This is a genomic window from Mycobacterium shigaense (assembly GCF_002356315.1).
GTDB classification, from domain to species: Bacteria; Actinomycetota; Actinomycetes; order Mycobacteriales; family Mycobacteriaceae; genus Mycobacterium; species Mycobacterium shigaense.
The window spans coordinates 2,672,861-2,698,793 of the sequence record NZ_AP018164.1; the positions used below are offsets into that span (position 1 = coordinate 2,672,861).

Genomic DNA, 25,933 nt, shown 5'->3' on the forward strand with positions numbered 1-25,933 from the left:
GAGTAAGCCGGCGTTCACGGACCGTCGGTGTGCCCGTTGCCAGCCGAGTCCGTGCGCTTCCCAAAGCGACCGAATTAAGCGGAGTGTACAAATGCGCGACCGTCATGGGCATACGAAACCGAAAGCGCCAGGAGGCATTTCGTGACCGCGAGCACCGAGAGCGACGTCCGGTTCGATCCATACGATGTCGAACTGATTGCCGACCCGTATCCGATGTTCAAGCGCCTGCGTGACGAGGCGCCACTGTATTACAACTCCGAATATGACTTTTACGCCCTGAGCCGATACGTAGATGTCAACAAAGCCCTGATCGATAACGGCACTTACAGCTCGGCCCGCGGCGTGATCCTCGAGCTGATCAAGGCGAACCTCGAGATCCCGTCGGGCTTGCTGATCTTCGAGGACCCACCGATCCACGATGTGCACCGCAAGCTGCTGTCGCGCATGTTCACGCCCCGCAAGATCGCCGCGCTGGAGCCGATGATCCGCGGGTTCTGCGCTCAATCGCTGGATCCGTTGGTCGGGTCGGGCCGGTTCGACTTCGTCACCGACCTGGGCGCGATCATGCCGATGAAGGTCATCAGCGCGCTGCTCGGAATACCCGAAGAAGACCAGGAGTACATCCGCGATCGCGGCAACGCCCAGCTGCGCACCGAGCCGGGCAAGCCGATGAGTGCGGCCGAGCATGGGCTGTCCGTCGGCGAGCAGTTCGAGGCCTATATCGACTGGCGTGCCGACAATCCGTCCGACGACATCATGACCGAATTGCTCAACGTCGAGTTCGTTGACGAAACCGGGACCACGCGGCGGCTGCGGCACGAGGAGATTCTGGTGTACCTCAATGTGGTCGCCGGTGCGGGCAACGAAACCACCACACGGCTGATCGGTTGGGCCGGAAAGGTTCTGGCCGATCATCCCGATCAGCGGCGCCAACTTGTCGAGAACCCCGCACTGATTCCGCAGGCGATCGAGGAGTTGCTGCGCTTCGAGCCGCCCGCGCCACACATGGCGCGTTATGTGACCCGCGATGTCAGCCTCTATGACCAGACCGTGCCAGAAGGCAGCGTCATGCTGACGCTGCTGGGAGCGGCGTGCCGCGACGAACGCCAATTCGGTCCGGACGCGGGCGAATTCAACATCCACCGCCCCGCCCGACCGCACCTCACCTTCAGCGTCGGCGCCCACTTCTGCCTGGGTTCCGCGCTGGCCCGGCTCGAAGGCCGGATCGCCCTCGAGGAGATCCTCAAGCGTTTCCCGCAGTGGGAACCCGATCTGGCCAACGCCACACTCAGCCCGACTTCGTCGGTGCGGGGCTGGGAAACCCTGCCCACCGTGGTCCCCTGATGACCTGTCAGGTCGGGGGCCGCGTCGAAGGGAAGGTCGCAGGCACGGCGGCTCCATCGTGCTCACCGGCTCCGTCGGGTCGCACAAGGCGATGGCCTGCACCGGCCACTATATCGCCGCCAAACACGGCGTGGTGGGCCTGATGCGCGCATTCGCTGTAGAACTGGGCCCGCACAATATTCGGGTGAATTCGGTGCATCCGAGCCAGGTGAACACGCCGATGACGATGAACGACGTGACGTTCAAGTTGTTTCAGCCGGACCTGGAGAATCCGGGGCCAGCAGAGTTTGCGCCGTTCTCGCAGATGACGCACACGCTGCCGGTGCCGCGGGTGGAGGCCAAGGACATCAGCAACGCGGTCCTGTTCCTCGCCTCCGACGAATCGCGTTACGTCACCGTGTTTCGCTGCCCGTGGACGCGGGGGCCTTGCTCAAATAAGTACGCACCATTAGTCACAACCCGATTAGTCATAGCGGAGTGGAGAAAAGAACTCATGCCTGAATTCGACTACGAGAGGCTGAAAAAGGAAGCCGAACAGTACATCAAGTTCGAGAAGGACAAGAAGAACCGGATCGCCTACATCACGTTCGATCGCCCCGAGGCCCAGAACGCCACCAGCTTGGGAATGCGACAGAACTACGCCGACCTCATCCACAAGTGCAATGTGGACGACGACGTCAAGGTCGTCGTGATCCGCGGCGAGGGCCAGGATTTCGGCAGTGGCGGTGACCTGCCCGAGCAGCGTCCCATGCTCGAGAACCCGGGTCTGCCGCTGCATCACGAGCTCGCGATCAACGACGACAACGTCAAGTACCCGCCCGGAGGCTCGTACCGTTACCTGTCCACCGTCACCGACTTCTATGCCAAGGCGCGTGCCGGCAATCGTCCGCTGCAGGAGCTTCGCAAGATCAGCATCATCGAGGCGAAGGGCTACTGCTACGGTTGGCACTTCTATCAAGCCGGTGACGCCGACCTGGTGGTCTCCGCCGACGACGCCCTGTTCGGCCACCCGGCGTTCCGGTATGTGGGCTGGGGACCCCGGCTGTGGTGGTGGGCCGAGACCATGGGTCTACGGAAGTTCTCCGAAATGCTTTTCACCGGAAGGCCGTTCAGCGCAAAAGAGATGTATGACTGCGGCTTCGTCAACAGCGTGGTGCCCCGGGACAAGCTGGAGGCGGAGACCGAGAAGTACGCGCTGGCGTGCTCGCGCTCTCGCCCGACCGACACCGTGGCGGTGCAGAAAACCTTCTTGGAACTGTACAAGCAGCACAAGGGGGAATACTTCGGCAGCCTGCTCACCGGCATGGTCGAGGGCATGCTGCCCCTGATCCAGAACGACGTGGACGACACCGTCGACCTCACCGGAGGCACGTTCGAGAAGGGCCTCAACAACATGGTGAAGGACAACGACCTGAACTTTCCGCCGGAGTGGCGCCTGAGCCGCTCGGGCCGCGCGAAGCCCTGACCGTCTTGGGAGAGTCTGCATGTCGGCGCTGACGGGCTTCCGGGTCGTCGAGCTGGCGGGGTCGGTCGCCGGGGAGTACTGCGGAAAACTGTTGGCGGACTTCGGCGCCGAGGTGATCAAGGTCGAGATGCCCGGGTGGGGCAGTCCCACCCGGGCCCTGGCCCCATCGTCGGTGACGTCCCGGGGCCCGAGGGCAGAGGGCTGTTCGCGTACCTCAACACCAACAAGCAGTCGCTTGAATTCGATGTCACCGATCCCGCGGGCACCGAGCGGCTGCACGAGCTGATCGGTGCCGCCGACGCGGTCATCGACGATCGCGCGACGAGCTGGGCCGAGCGGCATCACGATGGTGTTCTGCTCGGTCACTCCGTTCGGCAGGGAAGCACCGACCGAATTCGACAACGCCCAGAGCATCAACGTCTTTCCCCAGCGGCTGGGGCTATCACACGCCCAGCCATCCCGACCTCGAGCTTCCGCCCCTGCAGGGGTCCGGGCGCTTGCCCGCCGCATTGACCGCACATTTTTCGCTGGACGTGCAGGCGGCAACAGTCGGGGAACGCGCACCGTTGTAGGCCGAGCGGCTGCAGCGCCGGGTGCGCCAGCTGGCCGAGTTTGCCGAGATGCGTCCCGGGCTGCTGCCCGCCGCCGGCGGGTAGCCAAAGTTCCTGGCGCGCTCGGGTGAAGACGCGATGCGAATCGCGCGGCACGAACATGTCGTGGTCCAGCAGCCGGCCGCCGACGCCGACTACGTCGCACTGTGCCGTTGGAATGCCAATATCGACAACGCATGGTTCTGGTGTGATCCGGGTGGGATTCTGCGCTGCGGCCTGATGGACTGGGGATGCGTCGGCCAGATGAACTTGGGCATGGCCATCTGGGGTGCGCTGTCCGCGGCCGAAACGGGCATGTGGGACAACCATTTCGGTGAGTTGCGGCGGTTGTTCGTCGCCGAGGTCCATCGCTGCGGCGGACCCGAACTGGATGCCGACCGGTTGCGTCGTCACACGTTGCTGTACGCGGCGGCGATGGGCGTCGCGTGGCTGCTCGACGTCCCGGCATTGACTCGCAAGAGGTTCGGCGCCGACGCGCCCCACGATCGCCGCGATCCCCGCATCCGGGACGACGAGAGCCTGCGCGCGCCCCTGCAGATGCTGTCGAACCTGCTGAGCGCGTGGGAACGGCACGGTGTGGGGGATCTGCTCGACGCCGTCGCGGCCGAGGCCCGTTAGGTCAGCCCTGAGCCGACTGTCGTATCCGGATGTCCGATGAGCGCAGCGGTGCCCCGCTGGGCGGGGCGGTGACGCGGACCTCGACGCTTTGACCCGAACCGCCGTGCACGAATGCCAACGGCCCGCGACCATCCCGCAGGTGGGTGTCACCCCACTGCACCAGGGACAAGAACACGGGCAGCAGGTCTTCCCCAGCGTCGGTCAGCCGGTATTCGTCGCGGGCCCTCCTGCCGGGCTCCCGATAGGGGGTACGGGCGACGATCCGCGCGACTTCCAGCTGCTTGAGCGACCGCGAAACGGCCGGCGCGGAGCTGCCGGTGCGATCGACGAAGTCGTCGAAGCGCGTGGTGCCGAAGAATAATTCGCGCAGCACCTGGAACGTGGTCTTACTGTTGAGTAGCTCCAGCACCTTGGTCATCGAACACGCGTCACCGATGGACCAGGTTTCGCGGTCCTGCAGCCGTCCTTCGAACTCCACCGATCCTCCTTGCTAACTAATGCTTGCGTTATTCAGATGTCGGTGGTTACATCTTACTAACGAACCCGTTAGTCAGCAAGGAGGCCTCTGCTCATGACCAACGACAAGCCATTTCTCGTCACCGGGGCCACCGGCAACACCGGGGCGCCGGCCGCCAAGATCCTCCTCGATGCCGGACACAGCGTCCGCGCACTGGTCCACGCGATCGACCATCGGTCCGACGCGCTGGCCGCCGCCGGAGCCGAGATCGTGCAGGGCGACCTGCTCGACTTCGGCGCGGTGAGCTCCGCGATGTCGGGTATCGGCGCTGCCTATTTCTGCTATCCGATCGGTCCGGGCGGCTTGCTGGAGGGGACCGCAATATTCGCCCAGGCCGCCAGCGAGGCGGGCGTTCAGGCGGTAGTCAACATGTCCCAGATCTCAGCGCGGCGTGAGGCTAAAAGTCATGCGGCGCGGCAATATTGGATTGCGGAGCGGCTATTGGACCGGCACGCCTTCATGACCACCCACCTGCGCCCGACGTTCTTCGCCGAGTGGCTCAAGTGGCAATGGCAGCGCAACGGCGGCGAAGGCCTGCTGACGCTGCCGTTCGGCAACGGCCGGCACGCGCCGATCTCCGGAGCCGACCAGGCGGCCGTGATCGCCGCGGTGCTGCAGAACCCCGCACCGCATGACCGCCAGATCTACCCGCTGGTCGGCGCCGAAGAGCTCGACCACTACGGCATCGCCGACCAAATCGCCAACACTCTGGGAATCCTGGTCCGCTACCAGCCTGTCGACATCTCGGTCTACGCGGAAGCGATGACGGCTCAGGGCCGCACAGCCTTCTTTGTTCAGCACATCAGCTGCGTCGCGCAGGACTACCGGGACGGCATCTTCGCCGGGGAGAACAATCTCGTCGAGGCCATCACCGGCCGCAGGCCAATGACCGTGGCCGACTATGTCAGCGCCAACCGTGCGGAATTCGAGCACGACGGAGTGTTCGCCATGCGCGAGCACTTCGCACACGTCGCCTGACGGAAGCGCTAAATCCACGGTTGGAGCAAATAACATGAGCCACAATGGAATCAAGGGAATGCAGGCGGCCGGCCAGGATCTCCTGGACGCGGCCGGACGACTGACCGACGAGCAGTGGCGGGCCCCCAGCGCGGCCGGTGGATGGTCGGTCCAAGATGTCTTCATCCATGTCGGCTCGCTGCTCGAACTGCTGCAGGCCGCCGTCGCGGGAGCCGAATCACCGCCGTTGGGTGTCGAGGAACTCAACGAGATGATCGTCGCCCAACGGCGCAGTTGGACACCGAGTGAGACCGTGCAATTCCTGCGGAATCAACTCGACGCGGCGGTGCGCACCTTCACTCCGCTGCAAGACGAACCGGCCGCGTCCACCATCGTTCCCATGCTCGATTTGGGCAGCTACCCAGTGCACGCCATCGTCGACATGTTCACCTTCGACCTGACGACCCACCTGCATTTCGACGTGCTCGCCCCACGCGGGCCGGTGCCATTGCCGCACGCGTTAGACGACGTGCGACTGGTGCCCTCGGTGGCGTGGCTGCTCGGGGGCATCCCGCAGATGCAGCCCGATCTCGCCGACCACCTGCCCGCGCCCATTCGGCTACGCCTTACCGGCCCGGGCGGGCGCGATGTCGTGTTGTCGGCGGCGCCCCACGGCGGGGTCGATGTCAACGCACCGGAGGCGGGCGCATCGGAGAGGGAAGCCGTCGCCGCGACCGTCACCTCCCGCACGTCGGACTTCATGGCGTGGTCGACACAGCGGCTGCCGTGGCGGGAGCTGGTCCGTGTGGACGGCGACGAGAGCGTCGCCGCGGAGTTCCTGAACGCCCTCAACCTGATCTGACGGTAGACCGACCCGCGCTGAACTACGGCTCGTCGTCATCCTCCTCCCGCAGCAGCATTTCGGGATGATGGAAAGTGTTGGCGCGCGGTTGGCTGCGGTCCATATGCGGGGGCAGAATTAGTCGGTGTCGCCCCTGGTGTCTTTGCGGGTGGTCCAGCTGTCGGGCCGCAGGACGCGGTGGTGGGGCCCTCAGGCAAAGGTCAGGTCCTCGGCGTCGGTGGTGCGGCAGGCGGCGTAGTCGTCGACATGGTGCACCTCGCAGTAGTAGCCGCCCACGGTGCAACCCGGGGCCGAGCATCCGCGATCCTTGGCGTACAACACGATTCGCTGTGCCCAAGCCCACCGACGACAGCGGCTCAGAAATCGCCCCAGATGCACACTCGTACAGTCGAATTGGATGACTACTGACCGCGGATGGCCAGAAACATCCCCGCCGCGGCGACGACCAGGACGAAATCGATCAGTAGGGCGTAGGTGTGCGGACGAATGCGGTGCACCAGGGGTCGTGCCAGGAAAGGCCCGATCATCAGCGCGGCACCGATCGCCAGGCCGCGCAGCAATACCGAGCCCGGAAGCGCGCCGAACTGGCCGAAGGTGGCCATCTTCGCCGCATACAGGAGCAGCGAGCTGGCCGCCTCGGAGCCGAGGAACGCGCCACCGGCCAACCCATACCCGGTGAAGATGGGGACACTCAGCGGCCCGGTCGAAAGAATAAGACCGGTCAAAAAGCCGATGGCGGCACCCGCAAGGCCAAGCTGCCAGCGCCGGAGGCGCCACGGCCTCGTCGCCACGATCCGGCGCACCACGATCATCACGAGGAAAAACACCCCCAGCACGCCGTCCACGACGGCCGGTGGGATCGTCAGCAATGTGTGCGCGCCGAGGACGGCGGCCGGAATACCGGGCATGGCATACGCGAGCACGGCGCGCCAATGAATCTCGTTTCGCCACGCCGCGACTCGGCCGATGTGGGCCAGCACCGCTGCGACGGCCATGACAGGCACCGCTACGCGCGGCCCGTAGACGATGACGAGCACCGGTAACAAGATCAAGGATGATCCGGTGCCGATCAGACCGCTGAGCGCACCGGCGGCCAGAGCAACGAGAAACAGTACAACGACGGCAAGCATGAGGACCTTCTCGTCGGCGCGGCGCGCGCCGACGGAGATCCTCCAGGCTTTTGTCCGTTCAGATGACCGCGTCCTGTCGGTGAGACACGGTGGCGTCGCTCGGACCAGGCACGCTGCTGCGCCGGAACCCTAGACGCTGTCCGGGCTACCATAACACGCCCGATGCCCCCTAACCCCACGACGGGCTGTCGGTCAGCACGTCGACGCCACCGTCGGTAATCAGGACCGTGTCCCGGCGGAACACCGCCCCGACGTCCTGTTGCCACACGTAGCCGGTGAGGGCCAGTACCATCCCGGCCTCGAGCTGATCGTCTTCGCCCGCGGCTACGAGTGTTTCGGACACCACCGGTGGATCGAAGCCAAGCCCCAGACCGTGCGCACCGGCATCGGCGGCACGGGCTCACCGGACGCGCCGTAGGCGGCAAGCAGATCGCGAGTGGGCGCGCCGGGCGGCAGGCGCCAAGCATGTTGTCGTACAACGCATCCGATCCCAACAGCGAGCGGGCTCCGGCGCTGACATCATCGCCCACCGGCCAGGTCCGGCCTACCTCGGCGACATAGCCGTTCGCCAACGCGCCGGCGGCGAACGCGACGAGGTCCCCGGGCCGCGCCTCGGCGGCACCGCGGTGCCAGGGCTGGTCGCGCGAGGTCACCCACGCGGCGTCCTGCGTGGCGGGCGTGCTGACCCCGCCCGCGGCCATCGCCTCCATCAGGACCCCGGTTAGCGTCCGTTCCGACACCCCCGGTGCCAATTCGTCGAGGGCAGTGGCCAATCCGAGTTCGGCGATGCGAACTGCCGAATCCATGGTGGCGATCTCGTCGGGTACCAGTTTGTCCAGGTCGTACTTGGCCATTTCGGCCAGCGCCCGTTCCCGACGTCCGGTTCGCAATGCGGGGGCGTCGGGCAGGACCTCACTCGCCATAGGGCGTATAGGGGTAGTCGGTGATCGGCGCGTAGCCTTCTTCGGTGATCACCACGATCTCCTCGCTGCGATAACCTCCCGTTCCGTCCTCCCACATCACGGGCTCCAGGACCAGAACCGTTCCGGTAGGGAGGACGAAGTTGTCGTCGCATTCCTCGCCGAGAGCCGTTCCGATCATCGGAGCTTCAGCCGGACCCCGCACCGCTGCTAGGCGTGCCGGAGGTCGCTGATTTCGCCGACGCCGGCGCGGGCCTCGAACCGCCGCCGCAGCCCGTCGCGCCAGTGGCCGCCACCGCGAGCGCGGCGGCGACCGTCGCGAGTGTGACTGGTGCCCTCATCCTGGCATCTCCGTTCACGGGGCGGTGAGCTCAGCCGCCGAGGCCCTTCTGGACGGCCGCGTCCTGCTTGCCGCCGACGTCGTTGACGAAGTCCTCGGGCGGCAGCGAGTCGGCGGGGCCGTCGAATTCCAGCGTGACGAACGCCTTGCCCTCGGTGAACAGCAGAATCGCGATGCCTTTGGATTTGTCCGAGGAGTTGCCGGTCAGGACGACTCCGTTGGCGCCGATCTTGGAGGCATCCGTCGTCGGGTGCGCGAGCGCGGCACCCTGTCCGGCCTTGGCCGCATTCAGCGCATTCGCCGCGGCACCCGGGTCCGCCAAGACCTGGATCGTGTCCTTGATGACGTGGTTGCCGTCTTGCGCGCTGAATGTCGTTGCCACGCCCGGCTGGCCGTTCGGATTGTTCGTCGGCGGGCTCGCGGTGAACGCAATGGGTGCGTTGATATCCGTCGCCTGGATCAGCAACCCGGTGTAATCGGTCGGCTGGGCAGGCGACGGCGACGGCGACGGCGGAGCTGAGCTGGTACTACTGGCCGATGAGGTCGCTGACCCTGACGGCGCCGGCGCCGGCTTGCTGCCACACCCCGCCAGCGCCCCAACCAGTGACAGCGCCGCAGCCACACCGGTTACTGCCAGCTGTGAACTCCTCATCGCGTCGTGCTCCTTCCAGGCCTGGGAGACGTCGGCGACTGGATCGGCCTCGTCGCCTTGAAACGCACAGTACATTGCGCGTATCTCCCAAAGAGCCTGCTGGGCCCGATGCGACTAATCCAGCCGGTCGCGCAAGCTCTGCAGGGTGCTGGCCAGGATGCGCGACACCTGCATCTGAGACACCCCGATCCGCGCGGCGATCTGGCTTTGGGTCATCGATTCGAAGAAGCGCATGTGCAGCACCTCCCGCTCCCGCTGCGGGAGCGCACTGACCAGCGAACGTACCGCCTCGCGATTGGTGATGTGGTCGATCTGCGGATCGATGCCTCCCACCGCATCGGCGACCGAGCGGGTATTGCCGGACCCGTCGGACCCCCTGGGGGCATCCAGGGACTCCAGCTGGTAGGCGTCACCGGCCACCAGGCATTCGACGACCTCCTCGTGCGAGACGCCCAACTCCTGCGACAGCTCGCTGGCGGTGGGGGCGCGGCCCAGTCGTTGCGCCAGGTCCGCGGTCGCCCTGCTGATCTGGACATGCAGCTCGCGCAGCCGCCGCGGCACCCGCATGCTCCAGCTGTAGTCGCGAAAATAGCGGCGGACCTCGCCCATCATGGTGGGAATCGCGAAGCCGATGAAGCTGGGACCCTTGTCCGGATCGAAGCGGTTGATGGCGTTCATCAGCCCCAGCCGCGCGACCTGAGTCAGGTCATCGAGCCCCTCGCCGCGCCGCCCGAAATGGCGGGCCACATGGTCGGCCAACGGCAGGCAGCGCGTCACGATGCGTTCACGCTGGCGGCGGTACTCGTGCGATTCCGCGGGCAGCATGCCGAGCACGAGGAACATCTCGACCACGTCGTCGTAGGAGTCGTCGGACCGCGCTTTCGGCGGCTGCTTCGGCGGCTCCGGCGAACGGGTCGGAGCAAGGACGTCGGTCATCGGCAAACCCGCCCCACCCCGACGGTCTGGATCGTTAAAACATTTGCGCACCAACGGAGTTGCATTTTCGAGCACACTCCTTCCCGGTCGTGTGCAGCGAGGCATCGCAGATACGCGCCGGCGGTCCCACTGCCCCAATCCATGAAATGGATGGCTAAACGCAGCGCACGCGGCGCCTGAACGATGGGCGGATGATCAGAGATCGATCGCCGGAGCCAAGGCCCAGCAGCCCCTGCAGCTGAGTGACCGCTTTGAGCTAAACGGCGATGTGTCCAGAACGGACTCCACCCAGATACTACGCCTGCTGGCATGGAACCGCGATTGGTAACCCACGGAGCACGCTGCCGGTTACCGATTCCGCAGCCACGGCGGCAGCGTTGTCGGTTCTCATTCACACCCTGACTGGGTACTGTTCGGCAAATGTCTTCAGCCTCTGCCGATGGCCGTATTGAGCAAAACCTGCTGGCCGGGCAAACCGCGGCGGTATCCGGCGGCAGCCGCGGAATCGGTCGCGCCGTCGCCGAACTTCTCGGTCGGCTGGGCGCCGCGGTGGTGGTCAACGGGCGCGATGCCGGCGCCGTGGACGAGACCGTCGCGGCCATTGCGGCGTCCGGTGGGCGAGCCGTTCCGCTGGTGGGCGCCGCGGACGAGGAGGCCGTCGCCACCGCGCTCATCGACGCATGCACCGACACATTCGGCCGGTTGGACATTCTGGTCAATTGCGCCGGCGTCGCCGAACCACAAGGCTCCTCGATCCTGGACATCTCGCCTGCCGATTTCGACCGCCTGATCGGCGCCCACCTGGGCACGGCGTTTCACACCTGCCGCGTCGCCGCACGCCGGATGGCTGCACAGGAGCACGGGTCGATCATCAACACCAGCTCGGTCGCCTTCCTCGGCGACTACGGCGGCACCGGCTATCCCGCGGGCAAGGGAGCCGTCAACGCGCTGACGATGGCCATCGCCGCGGAGCTGAAATCCTCCGGCGTGCGCGCCAACGTGGTGTGCCCGGGCGCGAAAACCCGGTTGTCCACCGGCGTGGAATACCAGCAGCACATCGCCGACCTGCACCGCCGCGGGTTGCTCGACGACGTAACCATGCGAGCGTCGCTGGACAGCGCCCCGCCCGAGTTCGTCGCCCCGGTCTACGCCTACCTGGCCAGCGACCTGGCGCACGACGTGACAGGCCAAATCCTGGTTGCCGCAGGTGGATTCGTCGGCCGGTTCGATCGCCCGACCCCGTCACTGCTGGGGTACCGCGACCATCATGGCGCCCAGCCTTGGTCGGTGCGGGACCTGCATAAGATGATCGGCTCGACACCTTCCGGGAAATAGAGCAGCTTCAGCATCGCGATCCGGCATCCGGCGCGCTCGTGGGGCAGCCCGCGCGTGCCCACTCCTAGCGGTCCCGCGCGCTCAGCCACGCCGTGAGTTGATCGGGCGTGTGAAATCGGAGCACCGACAACCACCTTCCGGAAGAGTCGGCCGGAAACAACGCGGCACCTTCATACCCGCGGAGAGCCGAACCGGTACGTGTCAAATTGCTTTGTGCCGCGATGAATTCCGCCTCTTCGCCGGGTGGCACGCGGTGCCAGCGGACACCGGCGGGCGGCGGTTGGTCGCGGTGCAGCACGAGATCGGCAGAGCGCCGCCAGCGGCCGTCGGCTTCACCCTCGCTGAGTATCGATTTGCGTTGCGCGCTGTCCAGCCGGCCCTCGAGGAAATTTGCGTTGGTGAAAGAAACCTCGACGGCCCAATCCCATTGCGCGGTTGGCCGGATCGATTCTCGCGCGCTCAGGTGTCCGGCCGACCGGCGGGCGGAAGCCAGGTATTTGATCACCCACTGGCCGAACCCATCGGGGTCGGACGGCGGGTAGAAGATCGTGATCGCGGCGACAGCAGTCATGTCGGGTGGTTACCCCGATATTCGCTCGCCGCGCCGGTGTCGGTGCACGACAAATGCGACACCCCGGCCTGCCGCCGAGCACGTCCGTCGTCGTTCGCCCTTCCCATGGACGACGTCGCACGTTATGCATGTGGACGACACTCGCACGTCCTACGCTGTGCGGGAATCGCAGAAGGGTGTGACGATGCAACCGAACCCGCTCGACCCGGTGGCCAGCGAACGACTCTCACACGCCGGGAAGGTGTTCACCTCCGATCTCTCGATCAACGAATTCGCCTTGCTGCATGGCGCGGGCTTCGAACCGGTCGAGCTTGTGATGGGCGTTTCCGTCTATCACGTCGGCTACCAGTTCACCGGCATCAGGCAGCAATCGGAACTGCCGGTGTTGACCGACGCGACGTATCGCGCGCGCTGGAACGCGATGTCGAGGATGCAGGCCGAGGCCGATTCACTCGGCGCCGACGGTGTCGTCGGCGTCCGGCTCGACTGGCGCCATCAGGGCGAGGGCGAGCACCTCGAGTTCATCGCGGTCGGAACCGCCGTCCGCTACACCCCGAAACCGGGTGCCTTTCGCCGCCCGAATGGGCAGGCATTCTCCAGCCACCTGTCCGGCCAGGATTTGACCACCCTGCTGCGATCAGGATATGCCCCACTGGCGTTCGTGATGGGTAATTGCGTGTTCCACGTTGCGGTGCAAGGGTTTATGACGATGCTCAAGCAGGCGGGACGCAACGCCGAGATGCCGCAGTGGACGCAGGGCAGCTACCAATCCAGGGAGCTGGCGATGTCCCGCATGCAGGCCGAGGCCGAGCGCGACGGGGCAACCGGCATCGTGGGTGTGCACTTCGCGATTTCGAACTACGCCTGGGGACATCACACGGTCGAGTTCTACGTGGCCGGCACGGCGGTGCGCCGCCACAGCGAACCGCAAACCATCACACCGTCGTTCGTGCTCCCGATGGGCGATTGATGACCGGATTCGACCCCGACCGCGTCAGCCGTGCGATCGGAGCGGCGTTGTCCGGGCCCGGGGGAGTGGGCATGGTCGTCCGGGTCTTCTGCGGAATCCCAGGAGTGGCTCGCACCCCGGCACGGCGTGGCCTGTTCCGGTCGCAACCCGAACGGGTCCAGATCGGCGACTGGCGCTATGAGCTCACCCCGGACGGTCGCCTCGGGGCCGCTCACGTCGTCGGCGGGATCGCGCTGGCCGAGGAGGTGCTCGCCGCCGCGGCCGTCGGCCCGCACATCGCCCGCGCGCTCGGGCAGGTGGTGGCTCACTACGGCCCGACCATCATGCCCAACGTCGACGCGGCGCTCGAAGTTCTCGAGACCGGCACCTAGGGAATAGCTAAGCTCTGCAGAGGTTTTCGTTATCTGCCGAGCCGCGGAGCGTCGATGAACAACACGCCGGGCCGGCCGTCAGGCCACCGGTCCCGGTGGCGGTCCCGGGTTGTGCGGCACCAGTAGTCCGCGCGACTGCGCCGGAGCCGGCGACGGGGGAGTCGCCAGCGCGATCCGCCCGGCGGCGAAATCCGCCGCTTGATCGATCATCCCCGCCTGCTGGTATTGCCGATGGGCGGAGAAATCGCCCGACCCCCCGCAGACCGGGTCGTTGGGGGCGCACAATTCGATCGCCTTGGGCGCGTAAAGGGGCCCGACCGAGACGGCGGGTTGATTGATGAACCTCATAAACTGGGGCGACGGCGTCCCGAACAGCGCGACCGCGGCCACGTGGTTGGCGACGTCGGCCGGCATCGGCTGCAGGCCCTGGCCGAGGCTCGTCCCGGACGGGACCTGACTAGCGGTCACAAAGCCCATCACGGCCGCGCCCTGGGAGTAACCGCCCAGCACCATCATGGTTTTGGGACAACTGACCGCCATCTGCTCGACGTGAGTGCCCGCGTCGGTAATGCCGTCGACGGCTCTGGGAAAGTCCATCGACGCCGGGTAGTTGACCGGATAAACGCCCACCGACTTCGCGCCGAGATGTGCGCGCACCGCCTCGGCGAAACCCTCACCGACGTCGCCCAGACCGGGCGCCTCGTCGGTGCCCCGGGGGAAGACGACCTCGACATCGGGGCACGGCTCGGCAGATGCGGCGGGGATTGGGGCAATCAGCATCGCCCAGGTTTGCGCTGCAGCGAAACCGAGCAATGGTGGGAGGGCATACGCCTTCACGTGTCGAATTTTGTCACATTTTCACCGTGCCCGCGCGGTGCCGATTCCCGCGTCAATCGCGCGCGTTATTTCTTGTAGCTCAACTACTTTGGTACCTACGACTACTTTGGTATCTACGACGCCGCCGACGGCCGCCGTCGGACGCGGGGCTCGAGCAGCCGCAGCGGTTCCATCGCCTGGGCAAGTTGCGGATAGGCAATCGCCGGGCCGATCCACCGGATCAGGTACCGCCGAAGATCCGCGCCGCTGCGCGGGGGCCGACCGGGATCCGCCAGGAACGAGTGCAACAACCGAAGAGTGAATTCGTTCAGCTCGTCCAACCCCGCGTCGTCGAAACCGTACTGCTGCCAATCGATATCGAAGCGATGCAGCATCGAACGCCCGAAGGCCAGCGCAGTGTCGGAAACGATGGAGACCACCTGACCGCCACGATGGCGCCGGTTGAGCACCAGTTCGAGTTGGTTGTCGGAAGCCAGCTGCTCGACTGCGAATGCGAAACTTTCGGTCACGGCGAGGACGGGATCGGTGATGCCCTTGAGATGGGCTGCCAGATGGTCGAGGAAGCCGTCGGCCGACCGCATCGCACTCGCCACCAGCAACGCCTCGGTGCCCGGGAAATACCGGTACACGGTCTGCCGGGTCACGCCCAGCGCGCGGGCGACGTCCGCGATCCGCATGGCCGAACCGCGTTCATCGATGATCTTGTCCGCCGCATTGAGGATTCGCTCGATGGCCTCCTCATCGGACGCGGGCGTATTGCCTCCCCAGCCGTGACTGCGCATGGTCAGCGAGCCGTTGACGGGCCGTAGATCATCATCACGGCTAAATCATATCGTCGCAGCTAAATGATCGTTGCCGGCGCGCGCAACCGCCGGTTACTCGCTGCGCTCGAAGCCCGTGAACCCACGGCGAGACATGTTGCTGATTGTGTATGATCACTGCAACATCAGGGAGGCGCCAGACGTGCAGTACGACACCGTGATCATCAACGGGCGCTGGTTCGACGGAACTGGCGCGCCGTCCGCTGTCCGCAATGTCGGCGTCCGCGACGGGCGCGTCGCCACCATCACCGACCGAGCCCTGGACACGGCGGGCGCCGACGTCGTCGACGCGACGGGGCAGTGGGTGATCCCCGGAATCATCGACATTCACACCCACTACGACATCGAAACGCTCTGTGAGCCGGCGCTTTCGGAGTCGCTGCGGCACGGCGTGACGACGGTGATGTTGGGTTCTTGCTCGCTGTCCACGGTCTACCTCGACAACGTCGACGCCGGCGATATCTTCGGCCGGGTGGAGGCGATCCCGCGGCGTTATGTGATCGAGCAACTCGACCGGGCACGCACCTGGAACAGCCCGAAGGAATACGTCGCCGCCCTCGAGCGGCTGAACCTGGGCCCCAACGTCGCGGCGTTCATCGGCCACTCCGACATGCGGTCGGCGACGATGGGGCTGGACCGGGCCACTCGCAAGGACATTCGCCCGACGGCATCGGAGCTCGCCCGGATGGAGTCGATGCTTGCGGAGGCACTCGACGAGGGCTTCGTCGGCCTGTCCTCGCAACAGCTGTTGTTCGACAAGCTCGACGGTGAGGTCTGCCGGTCGCGGACCCTGCCGTCGACCTACGCCAAGCCACGCGAACTGCGTCGCCTCAACGCAATCCTGCGGCGCCGCAACAAGGTTCTGCAGTCCGGCCCCGACATCAAGAATCCGTTCTCCGTTGTTTCTCAGCTGGCCACGTCGCTGGGGGTGGGACGGCGCCGATTGAAGACCAGTCTGCTCTCGGCCGCCGACGTCAAGTCGTTGCCGCCGGTCATCTACCTGATGGAGGCGGCGGCGCGGGTGGTCAACGCCCTGGGCGGCGACTTCCGCTGGAAGCACCTGCCGGTGCCGTTCGAGGTCTATGCCGACGGGATTTCGCTGGTCATCTTCGAAGAATTCGGCTCGGGCGCCGCCGCGCTGCACCTGCAGGACGAGATCGCCCGCAACGCCTTAATGCGCGACGAAGACTACCGGCGGCAATTCCGGAAGGACTACGACCAGAAATACGGGCCGCGGGTGTGGCACCGCGACTTTTTCGACGCCGAAATAGTGGCGTGCCCGGACGCATCGGTGGTGGGCAAGTCGTTCGGCCAGGTGGGTCTGGACCGCGGCGGCCTGCATCCCGTCGACGCCTTCCTCGATCTGGTGCTCGAGCACGGCGAGGCTTTGCGCTGGCGCACGACGATCTCCAATCACCGGCCCGAGCTGTTGAAGAAGCTGGCGCAGAGCCCGAACGTACAGATGGGGTTCTCCGACGCGGGTGCTCACCTGCGCAACATGGCGTTCTACAACTCCGGCCTGCGCCTGCTGCGGCACGCGCATGACGCCCAGAAGCAGGGCACGCCGTTCCTGTCGATCGAGCGGGCGGTGCACCGGCTGACGGGCGAGCTGGGTGCCTGGTACGGCATCGACGCGGGCACGCTGCGCGAAGGCGACCGCGCCGACATCGTCGTGGTCGACCCGGACAAGCTCGACGACTCCGTGGATGCCTATGCCGAGCATCCGGTCGAGTCCTACGGCGGAATGTCGCGGATGGTCAATCGCAACGACGACACCATTCGCAGGGTGTTCGTATCCGGCCACCTGGTCTTCGGCGGCGGCCAGGCCGCGCCGACGCTCGGCAAGCAGCGGTTCGGCCAATTCCTGCGGGCCGACCAGGCCGCCCGGTCGCTGTCGCCCGCGGTCTGAACGTTGTCAGCCGGCCGGGGCGGCTAGAATCAGGTTGACTGCCTCGTCGAGCCGACCGGCGATCTCCTCGTAGCGGACGAACCGGGCCGTCATCAGCGCACCGGCGAACATCATCTGCAGCGTGGATTTGACCGTACGCGGCCAGCCCGGGCCCAGCGCGGCCCCGATTCGCCGAGCCACCTCCTCGCCGATCTGCTCGCGCAGCGGCTGGACCGCCGGGTCGTCGGCCATCAAGGCCGCCCCGCACGCCACCGACAACTCGGGTTCGTCGGCGACGGCGACGGCCATGTCGCGCAGGGTGGCACTCACCCGGGTCGTGGTGGCGACGTTGACGTCGGTGTGCAACGGAAGCGCGCGCAGGAAGCGCAGATACACCGCGGCGACAAGTGCGCTCTTCGACGGGAAGTAGGTGTAGGCGCTCGCCGGTGAGACCCCGGCGCGGCCCGCGACCGCACGCATCGTCAAGTTGGCGTAGGACGACTCGCGCAGCTCCGCCAAACCGGCGTCGAGGATCTTGCGGATGGTCTGCGCCGGCCGGCGGTCCGACCGGCGGGTGGCGCCGACGGCGGTCACCGCCCCGTTCGGCGATGTCACATCTCTAGACACTGGGCCAGTGTAGGAATCGGCGGCACCGCAGCCAAGATGACCTGTCGTCTCCGCGTAACCCGGTCTTCCGTAGCCCCCGAACTGACAGCTGTCCAGAAACATGTGCGCAACCGGCCGCCGATTTTTAAGGTGGCGTGGTGACCGATGCGGACCGCGCGCGCTGGGATGAGCGCTACGCGGGCGAGGGACCAGCGCCGATCGGGGCGATCGCGCCCCCCGACACCTTCGCTGCCCACGTCGATGCGTTCCCCGGCGCGGGACAGGCCCTCGATCTGGCGTGCGGTCGGGGACTCGGCTCGGTCTGGCTGGCCCGGCGCGGGTTGAACGTATGGGGCCTGGACGTCTCCGGGACGGCGATCGGCCAGGCCCGAGATCTGGCCCGGCGCAGCGGAATTGCGGGTCGCTGCCGCTTCAACGTCGCCGACCTCGACCAGGGCCTGCCAGCCGGGCCGCCCGTCGATGTCTTGCTATGCCACAAGTTTCGGGACCGCCGGCTCGACGACGCCCTGATCGAGCGTCTGGTGCCGGGCGGACTGCTGGCGATCGCCGCTCTGAGCGAAGTGGGCGCCGCGCCGGGCCCGTTCCGGGCGGTGGCCGGTGAGCTGGCCGCCGCCTTCGCCGAACTCGAGGTCATCGCCGCCGGCGAAGGCGACGGCCTCGCATGGCTGCTGGCGCGCCGCTGAGCGCCTACCTGCCGCTTCCCTGGGGACGGCTGGACCGGCGGCGATCCAGCCGCCGCGCGGGGTTCGCGGTGCGATGCGAGATCGCGGGCTCGGTCGAGGCCGAATTCGCCTTTCGCGGCGGCCGGCCGCCGCTTCGACGACGCTGCTGCCCGCTGGCCTTGGGGCGCTGCTGCTGCGAGCGCGGCGGGTTCTCGGCCGGTGCGGGAGCCTGGTAGGGCGCGATCTCGCCGACCAGCGCCTGCACGGCCTCCGACGTGGCGGTCACCTGCTGCGGAGCGACCTTGATGCCGGCCTTGCGCATCAATGCCTGAGTATCTTGGCGCTGCTCGGGCAGGACGACGGTGACGACGTCACCGGAACTGCCCGCCCGCGCCGTGCGCCCGGAGCGGTGCAGGTAGGACTTGTGCTCGGCGGGCGGGTCAATGTGCACGACGAGTTCGACCTCGTCGACGTGCACGCCGCGTGCGGCGATGTCGGTTGCCACCAGCACGCGGGCGCCGCCCGAGGCGAACATCGCGAGGTTGCGCTCGCGGGCGGGCTGAGAAAGGTTGCCGTGCAGGTCAACCGAAGGAACACCCGACTCGGTGAGCTGCTTGGCGAGCTTACGGGCTTGATGTTTGGTGCGCATGAACAGAATTCGGCGGCCGGTGCCGGAGGCGAGCCGGTGCACGAGCTCCTTCTTCGCCTCCGCATTGGCGACGTGGAACACGTGATGGGTCATCTCGGAGACCGGTGAGTTGGCCTCGTCGACCGAGTGCAGCACTTCGTCCCGGAGGAATCGCGTGACGAGCTTGTCGACGCCGTTGTCGAGGGTCGCCGAAAACAGGAGCCGCTGCCCACCATTCGGGGTTGCGGCCAGGATTCGGGTGACGCCGGGCAGGAAGCCGAGATCGGCCATGTGATCGGCTTCGTCGATGACGGTGATCTCCACCGCGTCGAGCGTGATCAGCCGCTGCTTCATCAGGTCCTCGAGCCGGCCGGGGCAGGCGACCACGATATCGACGCCGGATTTCAGCGCCGTCACCTGGCGGTGCTGCGACACGCCGCCAAAGATTGTGGTGATCCGCAGGCCGCAGGCCGCCGCCAACGGCTCCAGCGTGGCCGTGATCTGGGTCGCCAGCTCACGGGTTGGCGCAAGCACCAGACCCGACGGCCGGGACGGGCGCCGGTGTCCACCGGAAAGCCGGCTGATCAGCGGTATCGAGAAGGCGAGGGTCTTTCCGCTGCCTGTTTTCCCGCGGCCCAGCACGTCTCGCCCGGCGAGTGTGTCGGGGAGGGTCTTGACCTGAATCGGGAAGGGATGGGTGATGCCGCGCTCCGCGAGCGCGCCGACGATCGGTCTGCGCACGCCGAGATCGGCAAAGGTTTTATCGGTAGTCACTTTTCGGTGCCTTTCAGGCATCGTCAATGCCGGACGGCAGACAAGAACGTCGCAGTGATCGGCACAGGGTGGCGAGATTGCCGGTCGGCAAAATCGATCGCCGCGAGACAAGCTAGTGCGGGTGCACGAATCATCTGCACAGGGTGGTGGTTAAGCCCGAATTTCGGGGCGGCACCAGGTGGGATGAAGAAGCGTTCCACGACGTAGTTGACATATAGCTGTGAAGTCAACGTTCATGTAAGCATAGCGCACCCGATGCGCACCGACGAAAAAGATGGCCTGTGATGTGCGTCGCCGACGTTGATCAGGCTTCCAACAGAGCCCGCACCGCGGCCAAGCGCTCCGTGAGCGCTGCCCCGTCGATGACGCCGTGAGCGACCAGCGAGTGTGCCAACCCCACCAGCCGATTCTCCGGGTAGGGCAGCTCGCAGTACACGGTCGCCGACAACGTGTCCTCCGCAGCGCGCCGCCCGGCAGAGTCGAGTACATCTGGGCCACAGGCACTTTGGTCGAGCGCATCGCAGACCAGCTGATCCGCGGTCCAGCCGCCGGTGCGCCTCACTACAGCTCACTTCTCGCGTACCGATCGCGCAGCCTCAAAATGAACGATCGGGAGGGTAGTGTCCCGATGATGGAGCGGCGCGAGTTCGAAGCGGTCATCTATGAACGCGAACCGCCGATAGCGCGGATCATTCTCAACCGGGTCGAGAAGGCGAATACCAAGGACGCGGTGCTCGTCACCGAGGTCGACGACTGCCTGCACGAGGCCGACCGCGACAAGGAGATCAAGGTCGTCATCCTCAAGGCGAACGGCAAGGGCTTCTGCGGCGGGCACGTGGCCCGTTGGGGCCCGGACGAAAACCCTTATCCCGACTTCGGAAACACCTTCGAAGACCTCTACAAGGGCACCGCGGACCTGTTCTTGTGGCCGACGTTGTATCTGTGGGAGTTCCCCAAGCCGACGATCTCGCAGATCCACGGCTACTGCATGGGCGGCGGAATCTATCTCGGCTTGCTCACCGACTTCTGTGTGGCGTCTGAGGACGCGTATTTCCAGATGCCGCTTGCCCAAAGCCTCGGCGAGCCCGGCGGGCACACGATGATCGAGCCGTGGTTGCTGATGAATTGGCACCGCACGATGGACTGGCTGCTGCTGGCGCCGACGCTCTCGGCCCAGCAGGCGCTCGAGTGGGGGCTGCTGAACCGGGTGGTGCCACGCGACGATCTCGAGGACACCGTCGAGGAGATGGCACGCAAGATCGCGCAAATCCCGTTGACGACGCTGATGGCGGTGAAGAACAACGTCAAACGCGCCTGGGAATTGATGGGGATGCGGGTGCACCTGCAGGTCAGCCACATCCTGACCAACATGGTCGGTGCGGCATCCGACGTCCAGGCGCGCCGGGCCGAGCTGAAGCAATCCGGCATGAAGCCAAGGGAATTCGTCGACCGCGACGATCCCTAACGGGTCCGCTCGCCGGCGATCGTGCGGCCGGCGGCGTGCCGCGCCGCCACGTAGCCGAAGACCATCGTGTAGGCGATGCTGCCGCCCGCGCCCAGGTAATTGCGGCCCATCACCGTCGCCGTGATGTTGCCGGTCGCGTACAGCCCGTCGATTACGCAATCTTCGGCGTCGAGGACCTGCGCGTGCTCGTTGGTGATCACCCCGCCGCACGTCCCCACGTCGGCGGGTAACACCCGGGTGGCGTAGTACGGCCTCCGCTCGAGTGGCCCTAACGCCGCGTTGGGGCGGTAGCCCGGGTCGCCCAGGCAGTCGTTGTACGCCGACTGGCCGCGGCCGAAGTCGGGGTCGAGCCCCTTGACCGCAAACCCGTTGAACCGCTTCACCGTCTCCTCGAGCGCGTCGGCCGGGACGTCGATCTGCCGGGCGAGGTCGGCGATGGTCACACCGCGCAGCACCGCGCCCCGCTCGATCAGTTCCTCGGGCAGGCTGCGCTTCTTGAAGGGATTGGCGCCCGAGACGTAGCGGCGGATGTAGCCCTCGTCGAAGACCATCCAGCAGGGCACCGCTTTGTTGGCGTACATGGCCTTGCCGACCTCCACGTAGGAGTTCGACTCGTTGCAGAATCTCTTGCCGGCCCCGTCGACGTAGATGGCGCCGGGCCGCTGCCGCCCGCTGCCGAGGGCCCTCGCCGCGTCACCGCCGTCGGCGATGAAAATGGATGGCAGCCACCAGGCCTCGTCCAGCAGGTCGGTCTTTGCGCCCAGCCGCATCGCCGTCTGCAGCACCTCGCCGGTGTCGCCGGCGTTCGCGATCGACCAGCGCGCCTCGTTGGGCTGGTTGCCGCTGTAGCGGCGGCGCATGTCCGCGTTGCGGCTAAAGCCGCCGGCCGCGAGCAGCACGCCCTTGCGGGCCTGCACGTTGAGCGAAGTCCCGTTGCGGGTGATGCTGGCACCGACCACACGGCCGTCTTCGACGATCAGATCGGCCATCGCCGCGCCGGTCCAGATCGGCGGCTCGCCGCGCAGGTCGATCAGTACCTTCAGCATCTGGCCGATCAGCGAGGCGCCGTTGGTGAGCATCTCGCGGCGGCACAGTCGTGCCGCCCGGGTGCGCGCGAACACCCGTAGCGCCACAGCGAAGGCGCGCGGCGAGCGGTTGAAGTACTGCACCGAGCGCAACTCGTTCGTCTTCAGGACGAACCCCCCGTAACTCTTGGCCATGGACGGCTGGACCTTGTCGCGCCAGTCCCCGAGCGTCGCCGCGTCGTAGGGGACGCACTCGATGGCGCGACCGGACTCGTTGCCGCCCTTGTGGTTTGGGTAGTAGTCACTCCAGCCGGGGCACCGCACGAACCGGACGCCCTTGCGGGCCAGGAAGTTGACCATCTCGTAGCCCGCGTTCAGAAACGTCTCGCGGCGCGCCGGTGACGAGGCGGGCCCGATGTCGCCGACCACGTCGTCGAAGTACGCCAGGCCGTCCTCATGGGAGTCCGCGATACCCTCGGCGCGCATCAGCGGGTTGTTGGGCAGCCACACCATGCCACCGGACAGTCCGGTGGAACCGCCCACCAGAGGCTGCTTTTCGATCACCAGCGGCTCGATCCCGGAGTCGAGCGCCGCCAATGCCGCGGCCATGCCGCCTCCGCCGCTACCCGCGATGAGCAGGTCGACGGAGTGGTCCCACCGCGTGCTCATCGTGCTGCCCTACCGACGGGCGCGGTGAAGCCGAGATCCACCATCGGCACGTCGATCGTGGTGTTGGTCTTCTGGATGGCGGGCACCAGCGTGGCATAGGGCAGCCCGGCGAGGAAGCCGTCGATGACGCGCTCGAAGTTCGAGATCAGTCCCTCGATCCGGCTGGACAATCTCATGTATTCAAAACCCCTGGAGTGCAGTCCCTTTTGTTGTTTGGGCAGATTGGAGAAGTCCTGCGCGGGGATGGGTGGCCAGCGTGGGTCGTCGGGCGCCATGGGATGCGGAGGCGTCGGCTTGGGCGTGATCTGATCCGGTGGTATGCGGGTCAGCGACCAGATCTCGAAGAGCGTTTCCTCCGGCCCCAGCGGCCGGATCCGGTAGGACGAGGCGCTGCTGTACTGCGGCAGCACGAAGTAATGCGGGAAGCAGAAATTGATCGCCTCGGTGATGCCGCGCCGCGCCAATTCGTTGAGATCGGGGATGTCGCAGCCCCGGGCCCGATGCCAGTGCACGATGGCGTCGTTGAGGGTGCTGCGCCACAGCGCAATTGCTTCGGCCGGATCCGGCGGCAACTCCATGTCCTGCAGTCCCTCGGCGATGCGGACGTCGTTTTCGTGGGTCATGCCGGCCATCCCCTCGCCGAGAGTGCGCATGAAATACAGGTTGGTCTGCGCCAGGCCCGGCCGCTTGGCCGACGAGGCGGGCATGCTGGACGGCAGCAGCTGGGGGTGGGTCTGCGGCACGTGATAGCCCTCCATGAAGGCGGCCGTCGCCAGCTTCCAGTTCACCGGAAGCCGGCAGGACTGCCACCATTCGACCCGCAGCGATTCCACTTTCCAGGCGTCGTAGATCGATGCGAACGGCTCGAAGCAATCGCGCAACGGCGGCGCGTCGTCATCGAGGTTGATCCATGCGCACCCGCCCCACACCTCGCAGCGCACCGGGACGAGGCGAAGATCCTCCGGGCGCAGGTTGTGCTCGTCGAACTCTTCGGGCCTCAGCACAAACGTGTTGCGTCCGTCGATGGCCCAACACCAGCCATGGAAGGGGCACACGAACGTGCGCCGGTTCCCGTTGCCTTCCACCAGCTTTACCCCGCGGTGGCGGCAGGCGTTGTGATAGGCGCGCACGTTGTCGGCGTCCAGCCGGACCACGATGATGGAATCGTCGAGGATCTCGTATTCGACATAATCGCCCGGCTCGGGGATTTCCTCGAGGCGGCAGGCCATTTGCCACACCCGCGGCCAGAGCAATTCGGTCTCGAGCGCGTAGAACTCCGGGTCATAGTAGCGCTGTTTCGGAATCCGGTCGGCGGCCTGGACCGCCCACGGCACCGAAAGCGGAGTCCAGTTCACGTCACCGTTCTGGGTGGTCACCATGTCGGTTCCCTTGCTCATAGGAGTCGCGACGCCCGTCCCTGCCAGTAGCGGTCACGAATGCGCCTCTTGTACAGCTTTCCGTTCGGGTCCCGCGGCAACTCCGGGTCGAACTCGACGGTGCGGGGACACTTGTAGCCGGCCAGGTGCGCCCGGCAGTATTCGATGAGCTCGGCTTCCAGATCGGGTCCCGGTGCGGCGCCGGGAGCCGGCTGCACGACGGCCTTGACCTCCTCGCCGAACTCGTCGTTGGGTACGCCGAACACCGCGGCGTCAACGACTTTCGAGTGCATCACCAAAAGGTTCTCCGCCTCCTGGGGGTAGATGTTTACCCCGCCGGAGACGACCATGAAAGTCGAGCGGTCGGTCAGATACAGGTAGCCGTCCTCGTCGACGTAACCCATGTCGCCAAGGGATCGCCAGCCGCGGTCGTTGACGACCGATGCGGTCTTGGCCGGGTCCTTGAAGTACTCGAAGTCGGGGCCGCCCTCGAAGAAAAGCTCGCCCGACTGCCCGACGGGAAGCTCCTCGCCGCCGTCGCCCACCACGTGCACCTTGGCCATCGGCAACCCGACCGATCCGGGGTGGGCAAGCCACTCCTCGGGACCGATCGTTGTTCCCGCGAAGCCCTCTGTCCCACCATAATATTCGTGGATTATCGGGCCGAACCACTCCATCATGCGGTGCTTGACATCCACCGGACACGGTGCGGCCGCGTGGATCACACACTCCAGACTCGACACGTCGTACCGGCGGCGCACCGCCTCGGGCAGCTTGAGCATTCGCACGAACATCGTCGGCACGAACTGGGCGTGGGTGACCCGGTGGGTCTCGATCAACCCCAACACGGTCTCGGCGTCGAACCTGGGCATGATGATCGATGTCGCGCCGACCCGATTGACCGCCATCGTGTAGTTCACGCCGGCGGCGTGATACAGCGGCGCAGGGGACAGGTAGACGCTGTCCCGCCTCATCTTGTAACGGTGCGTCAGTGCCATCTCCAGCACCGCCTGCGCCCAGGATCCGTTGCCGTCGGAAGGCAGCGGCCGGCGGACGGCCTTGGGCCACCCGGTCGTACCCGAGGAGTAGAGCATCTCGGACCCGTCGGCCAGTGGGGGCGGGTCGCCCGCCGCCGCGAGGGCATCCTCGTAGCACCGACAGCCGGCCAGCTCGCCCCCGACCACCAGGTGGACGTCGACTCCGGCGTTGACCGCACCCACGTGCGCGGCGAGGTTGGCCCCCCAGGGCTCCGACGCGTCGACGAACACAGCTTTCGCCTCGCTGTCGCCGACGACGTAGGCGATCTCCTCGGGAGTGAAGTGAGTGTTGACAGCGGAGTAGTAGAGTCCGGAAAGCTGGCAGCCCCAGGTGATTTCGAAGAACTCCGGCCGGTTCGGCAAGACCAGCGCGACGCCGTCGCCGCGGCGCAGGCCGGCGCCGTGCAACACCGCCGCGACCCGCTGGCTGCGGGCGAACAGCTGACCGAACGAGATGGCGTCGCCGTCCGGCGATATCAGCGCCGCCGAGTCGGCGGCGACGATCGCGTGATCGGCGATGTTCAT

23 protein-coding genes and 6 pseudogenes are annotated in these 25,933 nt (G+C 66.3%); 13 read left to right on the forward strand and 16 right to left on the reverse strand.

Annotated elements, in window-relative coordinates:
• Positions 1–141: 141 nt before the first annotated feature.
• From MSG_RS12395 to MSG_RS12415, 5 genes and pseudogenes are all read left to right on the forward strand, one after another.
• The gene (locus tag MSG_RS12395) at positions 142–1,344 is read left to right on the forward strand and encodes a cytochrome P450 (RefSeq protein ID WP_096439990.1); all 1,203 of its coding nucleotides are present in this window, start codon (positions 142–144) and stop codon (positions 1,342–1,344) included.
• A 46-nt stretch (positions 1,345–1,390) separates the two neighbouring features.
• A pseudogene (locus tag MSG_RS12400) lies at positions 1,391–1,782 on the forward strand (SDR family oxidoreductase); the annotation flags it as partial.
• A 55-nt stretch (positions 1,783–1,837) separates the two neighbouring features.
• Positions 1,838–2,809: an enoyl-CoA hydratase/isomerase family protein gene (locus MSG_RS12405; RefSeq protein ID WP_096439992.1), complete on the forward strand. Its 972-nt coding sequence runs from the start codon at positions 1,838–1,840 to the stop codon at positions 2,807–2,809.
• A 19-nt stretch (positions 2,810–2,828) separates the two neighbouring features.
• Positions 2,829–3,322, forward strand: a pseudogene (locus tag MSG_RS26155) (CoA transferase).
• Between the two features lie 176 nt (positions 3,323–3,498).
• Entirely contained in the window at positions 3,499–4,038 is a 540-nt protein-coding gene (locus tag MSG_RS12415) for a hypothetical protein (protein ID WP_096439993.1), read from the forward strand.
• 1 nt (position 4,039) lies between these two features.
• Here MSG_RS12415 and MSG_RS12420 read toward each other — a convergent pair whose 3' ends face one another.
• Positions 4,040–4,516, reverse strand: coding sequence for a winged helix-turn-helix transcriptional regulator (locus tag MSG_RS12420; RefSeq protein ID WP_197704998.1), 477 nt, complete (start codon positions 4,514–4,516; stop codon positions 4,040–4,042).
• A gap of 93 nt (positions 4,517–4,609) precedes the next feature.
• Here MSG_RS12420 and MSG_RS12425 point away from each other — a divergent pair, with 93 nt between their 5' ends.
• The gene (locus MSG_RS12425) at positions 4,610–5,533 is read left to right on the forward strand and encodes an NAD(P)H-binding protein (protein ID WP_096439995.1); all 924 of its coding nucleotides are present in this window, start codon (positions 4,610–4,612) and stop codon (positions 5,531–5,533) included.
• A gap of 34 nt (positions 5,534–5,567) precedes the next feature.
• The gene (locus MSG_RS12430) at positions 5,568–6,374 is read left to right on the forward strand and encodes a maleylpyruvate isomerase family mycothiol-dependent enzyme (RefSeq protein ID WP_170063154.1); all 807 of its coding nucleotides are present in this window, start codon (positions 5,568–5,570) and stop codon (positions 6,372–6,374) included.
• A gap of 22 nt (positions 6,375–6,396) precedes the next feature.
• Here MSG_RS12430 and MSG_RS12435 read toward each other — a convergent pair.
• The 6 genes and pseudogenes from MSG_RS12435 to MSG_RS12460 form a co-directional block, all read right to left on the reverse strand.
• Positions 6,397–6,704 (reverse strand): annotated as a pseudogene (locus MSG_RS12435) (HNH endonuclease signature motif containing protein); the annotation flags it as partial.
• 71 nt (positions 6,705–6,775) lie between these two features.
• Positions 6,776–7,504: a sulfite exporter TauE/SafE family protein gene (locus MSG_RS12440; protein ID WP_096439999.1), complete on the reverse strand. Its 729-nt coding sequence runs from the start codon at positions 7,502–7,504 to the stop codon at positions 6,776–6,778.
• A gap of 169 nt (positions 7,505–7,673) precedes the next feature.
• Positions 7,674–8,466 (reverse strand): annotated as a pseudogene (locus MSG_RS12445) (M24 family metallopeptidase); the annotation flags it as partial.
• Positions 8,417–8,620, reverse strand: a pseudogene (locus tag MSG_RS12450) (M24 family metallopeptidase); the annotation flags it as partial. The pseudogenes MSG_RS12450 and MSG_RS12445, both read right to left, overlap by 50 nt.
• 175 nt (positions 8,621–8,795) lie before the next feature.
• The gene (locus MSG_RS12455; protein WP_096444420.1) at positions 8,796–9,416 is read right to left on the reverse strand and encodes a hypothetical protein; all 621 of its coding nucleotides are present in this window, start codon (positions 9,414–9,416) and stop codon (positions 8,796–8,798) included.
• Positions 9,417–9,530: 114 nt separating this feature from the next.
• Complete coding sequence (locus MSG_RS12460) at positions 9,531–10,352, reverse strand: SigB/SigF/SigG family RNA polymerase sigma factor (RefSeq protein ID WP_096440001.1); 822 nt, start codon at positions 10,350–10,352, stop codon at positions 9,531–9,533.
• A 420-nt stretch (positions 10,353–10,772) separates the two neighbouring features.
• Between MSG_RS12460 and MSG_RS12465 the strand changes: the two genes are divergently transcribed.
• Positions 10,773–11,687, forward strand: a complete 915-nt coding sequence (locus MSG_RS12465) for an SDR family NAD(P)-dependent oxidoreductase (protein ID WP_096440003.1) — start codon at positions 10,773–10,775, stop codon at positions 11,685–11,687.
• Positions 11,688–11,751: 64 nt separating this feature from the next.
• On the opposite strand, the gene MSG_RS12470 is transcribed toward MSG_RS12465, so the two are convergent.
• Complete coding sequence (locus MSG_RS12470; RefSeq protein WP_096440005.1) at positions 11,752–12,258, reverse strand: hypothetical protein; 507 nt, start codon at positions 12,256–12,258, stop codon at positions 11,752–11,754.
• 184 nt (positions 12,259–12,442) lie between these two features.
• Here MSG_RS12470 and MSG_RS12475 point away from each other — a divergent pair, with 184 nt between their 5' ends.
• The gene (locus tag MSG_RS12475) at positions 12,443–13,228 is read left to right on the forward strand and encodes a heavy metal-binding domain-containing protein (protein WP_096444422.1); all 786 of its coding nucleotides are present in this window, start codon (positions 12,443–12,445) and stop codon (positions 13,226–13,228) included.
• On the forward strand, positions 13,228–13,599 hold the full coding sequence (locus MSG_RS12480; protein WP_096440007.1) for a DUF5073 family protein: 372 nt from the start codon (positions 13,228–13,230) through the stop codon (positions 13,597–13,599). Before MSG_RS12475 ends, MSG_RS12480 begins: the two co-directional genes overlap by 1 nt.
• Positions 13,600–13,677: 78 nt before the next feature.
• Here MSG_RS12480 and MSG_RS12485 read toward each other — a convergent pair whose 3' ends face one another.
• Positions 13,678–14,379 carry a cutinase family protein gene (locus MSG_RS12485; protein WP_096444424.1) on the reverse strand — a complete coding sequence of 234 codons (702 nt, stop codon included), beginning with the start codon at positions 14,377–14,379 and terminating at the stop codon, positions 13,678–13,680.
• A 170-nt stretch (positions 14,380–14,549) separates the two neighbouring features.
• Complete coding sequence (locus tag MSG_RS12490; RefSeq protein WP_096440009.1) at positions 14,550–15,218, reverse strand: TetR/AcrR family transcriptional regulator; 669 nt, start codon at positions 15,216–15,218, stop codon at positions 14,550–14,552.
• A 181-nt stretch (positions 15,219–15,399) separates the two neighbouring features.
• Between MSG_RS12490 and MSG_RS12495 the strand changes: the two genes are divergently transcribed.
• A complete protein-coding gene (locus MSG_RS12495; protein ID WP_096444426.1) occupies positions 15,400–17,166 on the forward strand; it encodes an N-acyl-D-amino-acid deacylase family protein in 1,767 nt (588 codons plus the stop codon).
• A gap of 6 nt (positions 17,167–17,172) precedes the next feature.
• On the opposite strand, the gene MSG_RS12500 is transcribed toward MSG_RS12495, so the two are convergent.
• Positions 17,173–17,772 (reverse strand): TetR/AcrR family transcriptional regulator, encoded by a 600-nt coding sequence (locus MSG_RS12500; protein WP_232011014.1) that lies wholly within the window; start codon positions 17,770–17,772, stop codon positions 17,173–17,175.
• A gap of 137 nt (positions 17,773–17,909) precedes the next feature.
• Between MSG_RS12500 and MSG_RS12505 the strand changes: the two genes are divergently transcribed.
• A complete protein-coding gene (locus MSG_RS12505; protein ID WP_096444428.1) occupies positions 17,910–18,455 on the forward strand; it encodes a class I SAM-dependent methyltransferase in 546 nt (181 codons plus the stop codon).
• 4 nt (positions 18,456–18,459) lie between these two features.
• Here the strand turns inward: MSG_RS12505 and MSG_RS12510 are convergent, their stop codons facing one another.
• Positions 18,460–19,836, reverse strand: a complete 1,377-nt coding sequence (locus tag MSG_RS12510; RefSeq protein ID WP_096440013.1) for a DEAD/DEAH box helicase — start codon at positions 19,834–19,836, stop codon at positions 18,460–18,462.
• Positions 19,837–20,140: 304 nt separating this feature from the next.
• A pseudogene (locus tag MSG_RS12520) lies at positions 20,141–20,362 on the reverse strand (thiocyanate hydrolase); the annotation flags it as partial.
• 105 nt (positions 20,363–20,467) lie between these two features.
• On the opposite strand from MSG_RS12520, the gene MSG_RS12525 reads away from it, so the two are divergent.
• A complete protein-coding gene (locus MSG_RS12525; RefSeq protein ID WP_096444430.1) occupies positions 20,468–21,301 on the forward strand; it encodes an enoyl-CoA hydratase-related protein in 834 nt (277 codons plus the stop codon).
• Here MSG_RS12525 and MSG_RS12530 read toward each other — a convergent pair.
• Genes MSG_RS12530 through MSG_RS12540 form a run of 3 tightly spaced genes read right to left on the reverse strand, consistent with a single transcriptional unit; the run spans position 21,298 to position 25,933 of the window.
• Positions 21,298–22,995 (reverse strand): FAD-binding protein, encoded by a 1,698-nt coding sequence (locus tag MSG_RS12530; protein ID WP_096440017.1) that lies wholly within the window; start codon positions 22,993–22,995, stop codon positions 21,298–21,300. The genes MSG_RS12525 and MSG_RS12530 overlap by 4 nt on opposite strands.
• Positions 22,992–24,392, reverse strand: a complete 1,401-nt coding sequence (locus tag MSG_RS12535) for an aromatic ring-hydroxylating oxygenase subunit alpha (RefSeq protein ID WP_373421216.1) — start codon at positions 24,390–24,392, stop codon at positions 22,992–22,994. Before MSG_RS12535 ends, MSG_RS12530 begins: the two co-directional genes overlap by 4 nt.
• Positions 24,389–25,933, reverse strand: a complete 1,545-nt coding sequence (locus MSG_RS12540; RefSeq protein ID WP_096440019.1) for an acyl-CoA synthetase — start codon at positions 25,931–25,933, stop codon at positions 24,389–24,391. The genes MSG_RS12535 and MSG_RS12540 overlap by 4 nt, the downstream gene beginning before the upstream one ends.

What these genes read in the sequence shown, in the direction of transcription:
- MSG_RS12525 (WP_096444430.1), top strand. Translation starts at nt 20,468, where the DNA reads ATGGAGCGGCGCGAGTTCGAAGCGGTCATCTATGAACGCGAACCGCCG.
- MSG_RS12535 (WP_373421216.1), bottom strand. Translation starts at nt 24,392, where the DNA reads ATGAGCAAGGGAACCGACATGGTGACCACCCAGAACGGTGACGTGAAC.
- MSG_RS12475 (WP_096444422.1), top strand. Translation starts at nt 12,443, where the DNA reads ATGCAACCGAACCCGCTCGACCCGGTGGCCAGCGAACGACTCTCACAC.
- MSG_RS12490 (WP_096440009.1), bottom strand. Translation starts at nt 15,218, where the DNA reads ATGCGCAGTCACGGCTGGGGAGGCAATACGCCCGCGTCCGATGAGGAG.
- MSG_RS12470 (WP_096440005.1), bottom strand. Translation starts at nt 12,258, where the DNA reads ATGACTGCTGTCGCCGCGATCACGATCTTCTACCCGCCGTCCGACCCC.
- MSG_RS12425 (WP_096439995.1), top strand. Translation starts at nt 4,610, where the DNA reads ATGACCAACGACAAGCCATTTCTCGTCACCGGGGCCACCGGCAACACC.
- MSG_RS12455 (WP_096444420.1), bottom strand. Translation starts at nt 9,416, where the DNA reads ATGAGGAGTTCACAGCTGGCAGTAACCGGTGTGGCTGCGGCGCTGTCA.
- MSG_RS12540 (WP_096440019.1), bottom strand. Translation starts at nt 25,933, where the DNA reads ATGAACATCGCCGATCACGCGATCGTCGCCGCCGACTCGGCGGCGCTG.
- MSG_RS12405 (WP_096439992.1), top strand. Translation starts at nt 1,838, where the DNA reads ATGCCTGAATTCGACTACGAGAGGCTGAAAAAGGAAGCCGAACAGTAC.
- MSG_RS12480 (WP_096440007.1), top strand. Translation starts at nt 13,228, where the DNA reads ATGACCGGATTCGACCCCGACCGCGTCAGCCGTGCGATCGGAGCGGCG.
- MSG_RS12465 (WP_096440003.1), top strand. Translation starts at nt 10,773, where the DNA reads ATGTCTTCAGCCTCTGCCGATGGCCGTATTGAGCAAAACCTGCTGGCC.
- MSG_RS12430 (WP_170063154.1), top strand. Translation starts at nt 5,568, where the DNA reads ATGAGCCACAATGGAATCAAGGGAATGCAGGCGGCCGGCCAGGATCTC.
- MSG_RS12485 (WP_096444424.1), bottom strand. Translation starts at nt 14,379, where the DNA reads ATGCTGATTGCCCCAATCCCCGCCGCATCTGCCGAGCCGTGCCCCGAT.
- MSG_RS12440 (WP_096439999.1), bottom strand. Translation starts at nt 7,504, where the DNA reads ATGCTTGCCGTCGTTGTACTGTTTCTCGTTGCTCTGGCCGCCGGTGCG.
- MSG_RS12530 (WP_096440017.1), bottom strand. Translation starts at nt 22,995, where the DNA reads ATGAGCACGCGGTGGGACCACTCCGTCGACCTGCTCATCGCGGGTAGC.
- MSG_RS12415 (WP_096439993.1), top strand. Translation starts at nt 3,499, where the DNA reads ATGCGAATCGCGCGGCACGAACATGTCGTGGTCCAGCAGCCGGCCGCC.
- MSG_RS12460 (WP_096440001.1), bottom strand. Translation starts at nt 10,352, where the DNA reads ATGACCGACGTCCTTGCTCCGACCCGTTCGCCGGAGCCGCCGAAGCAG.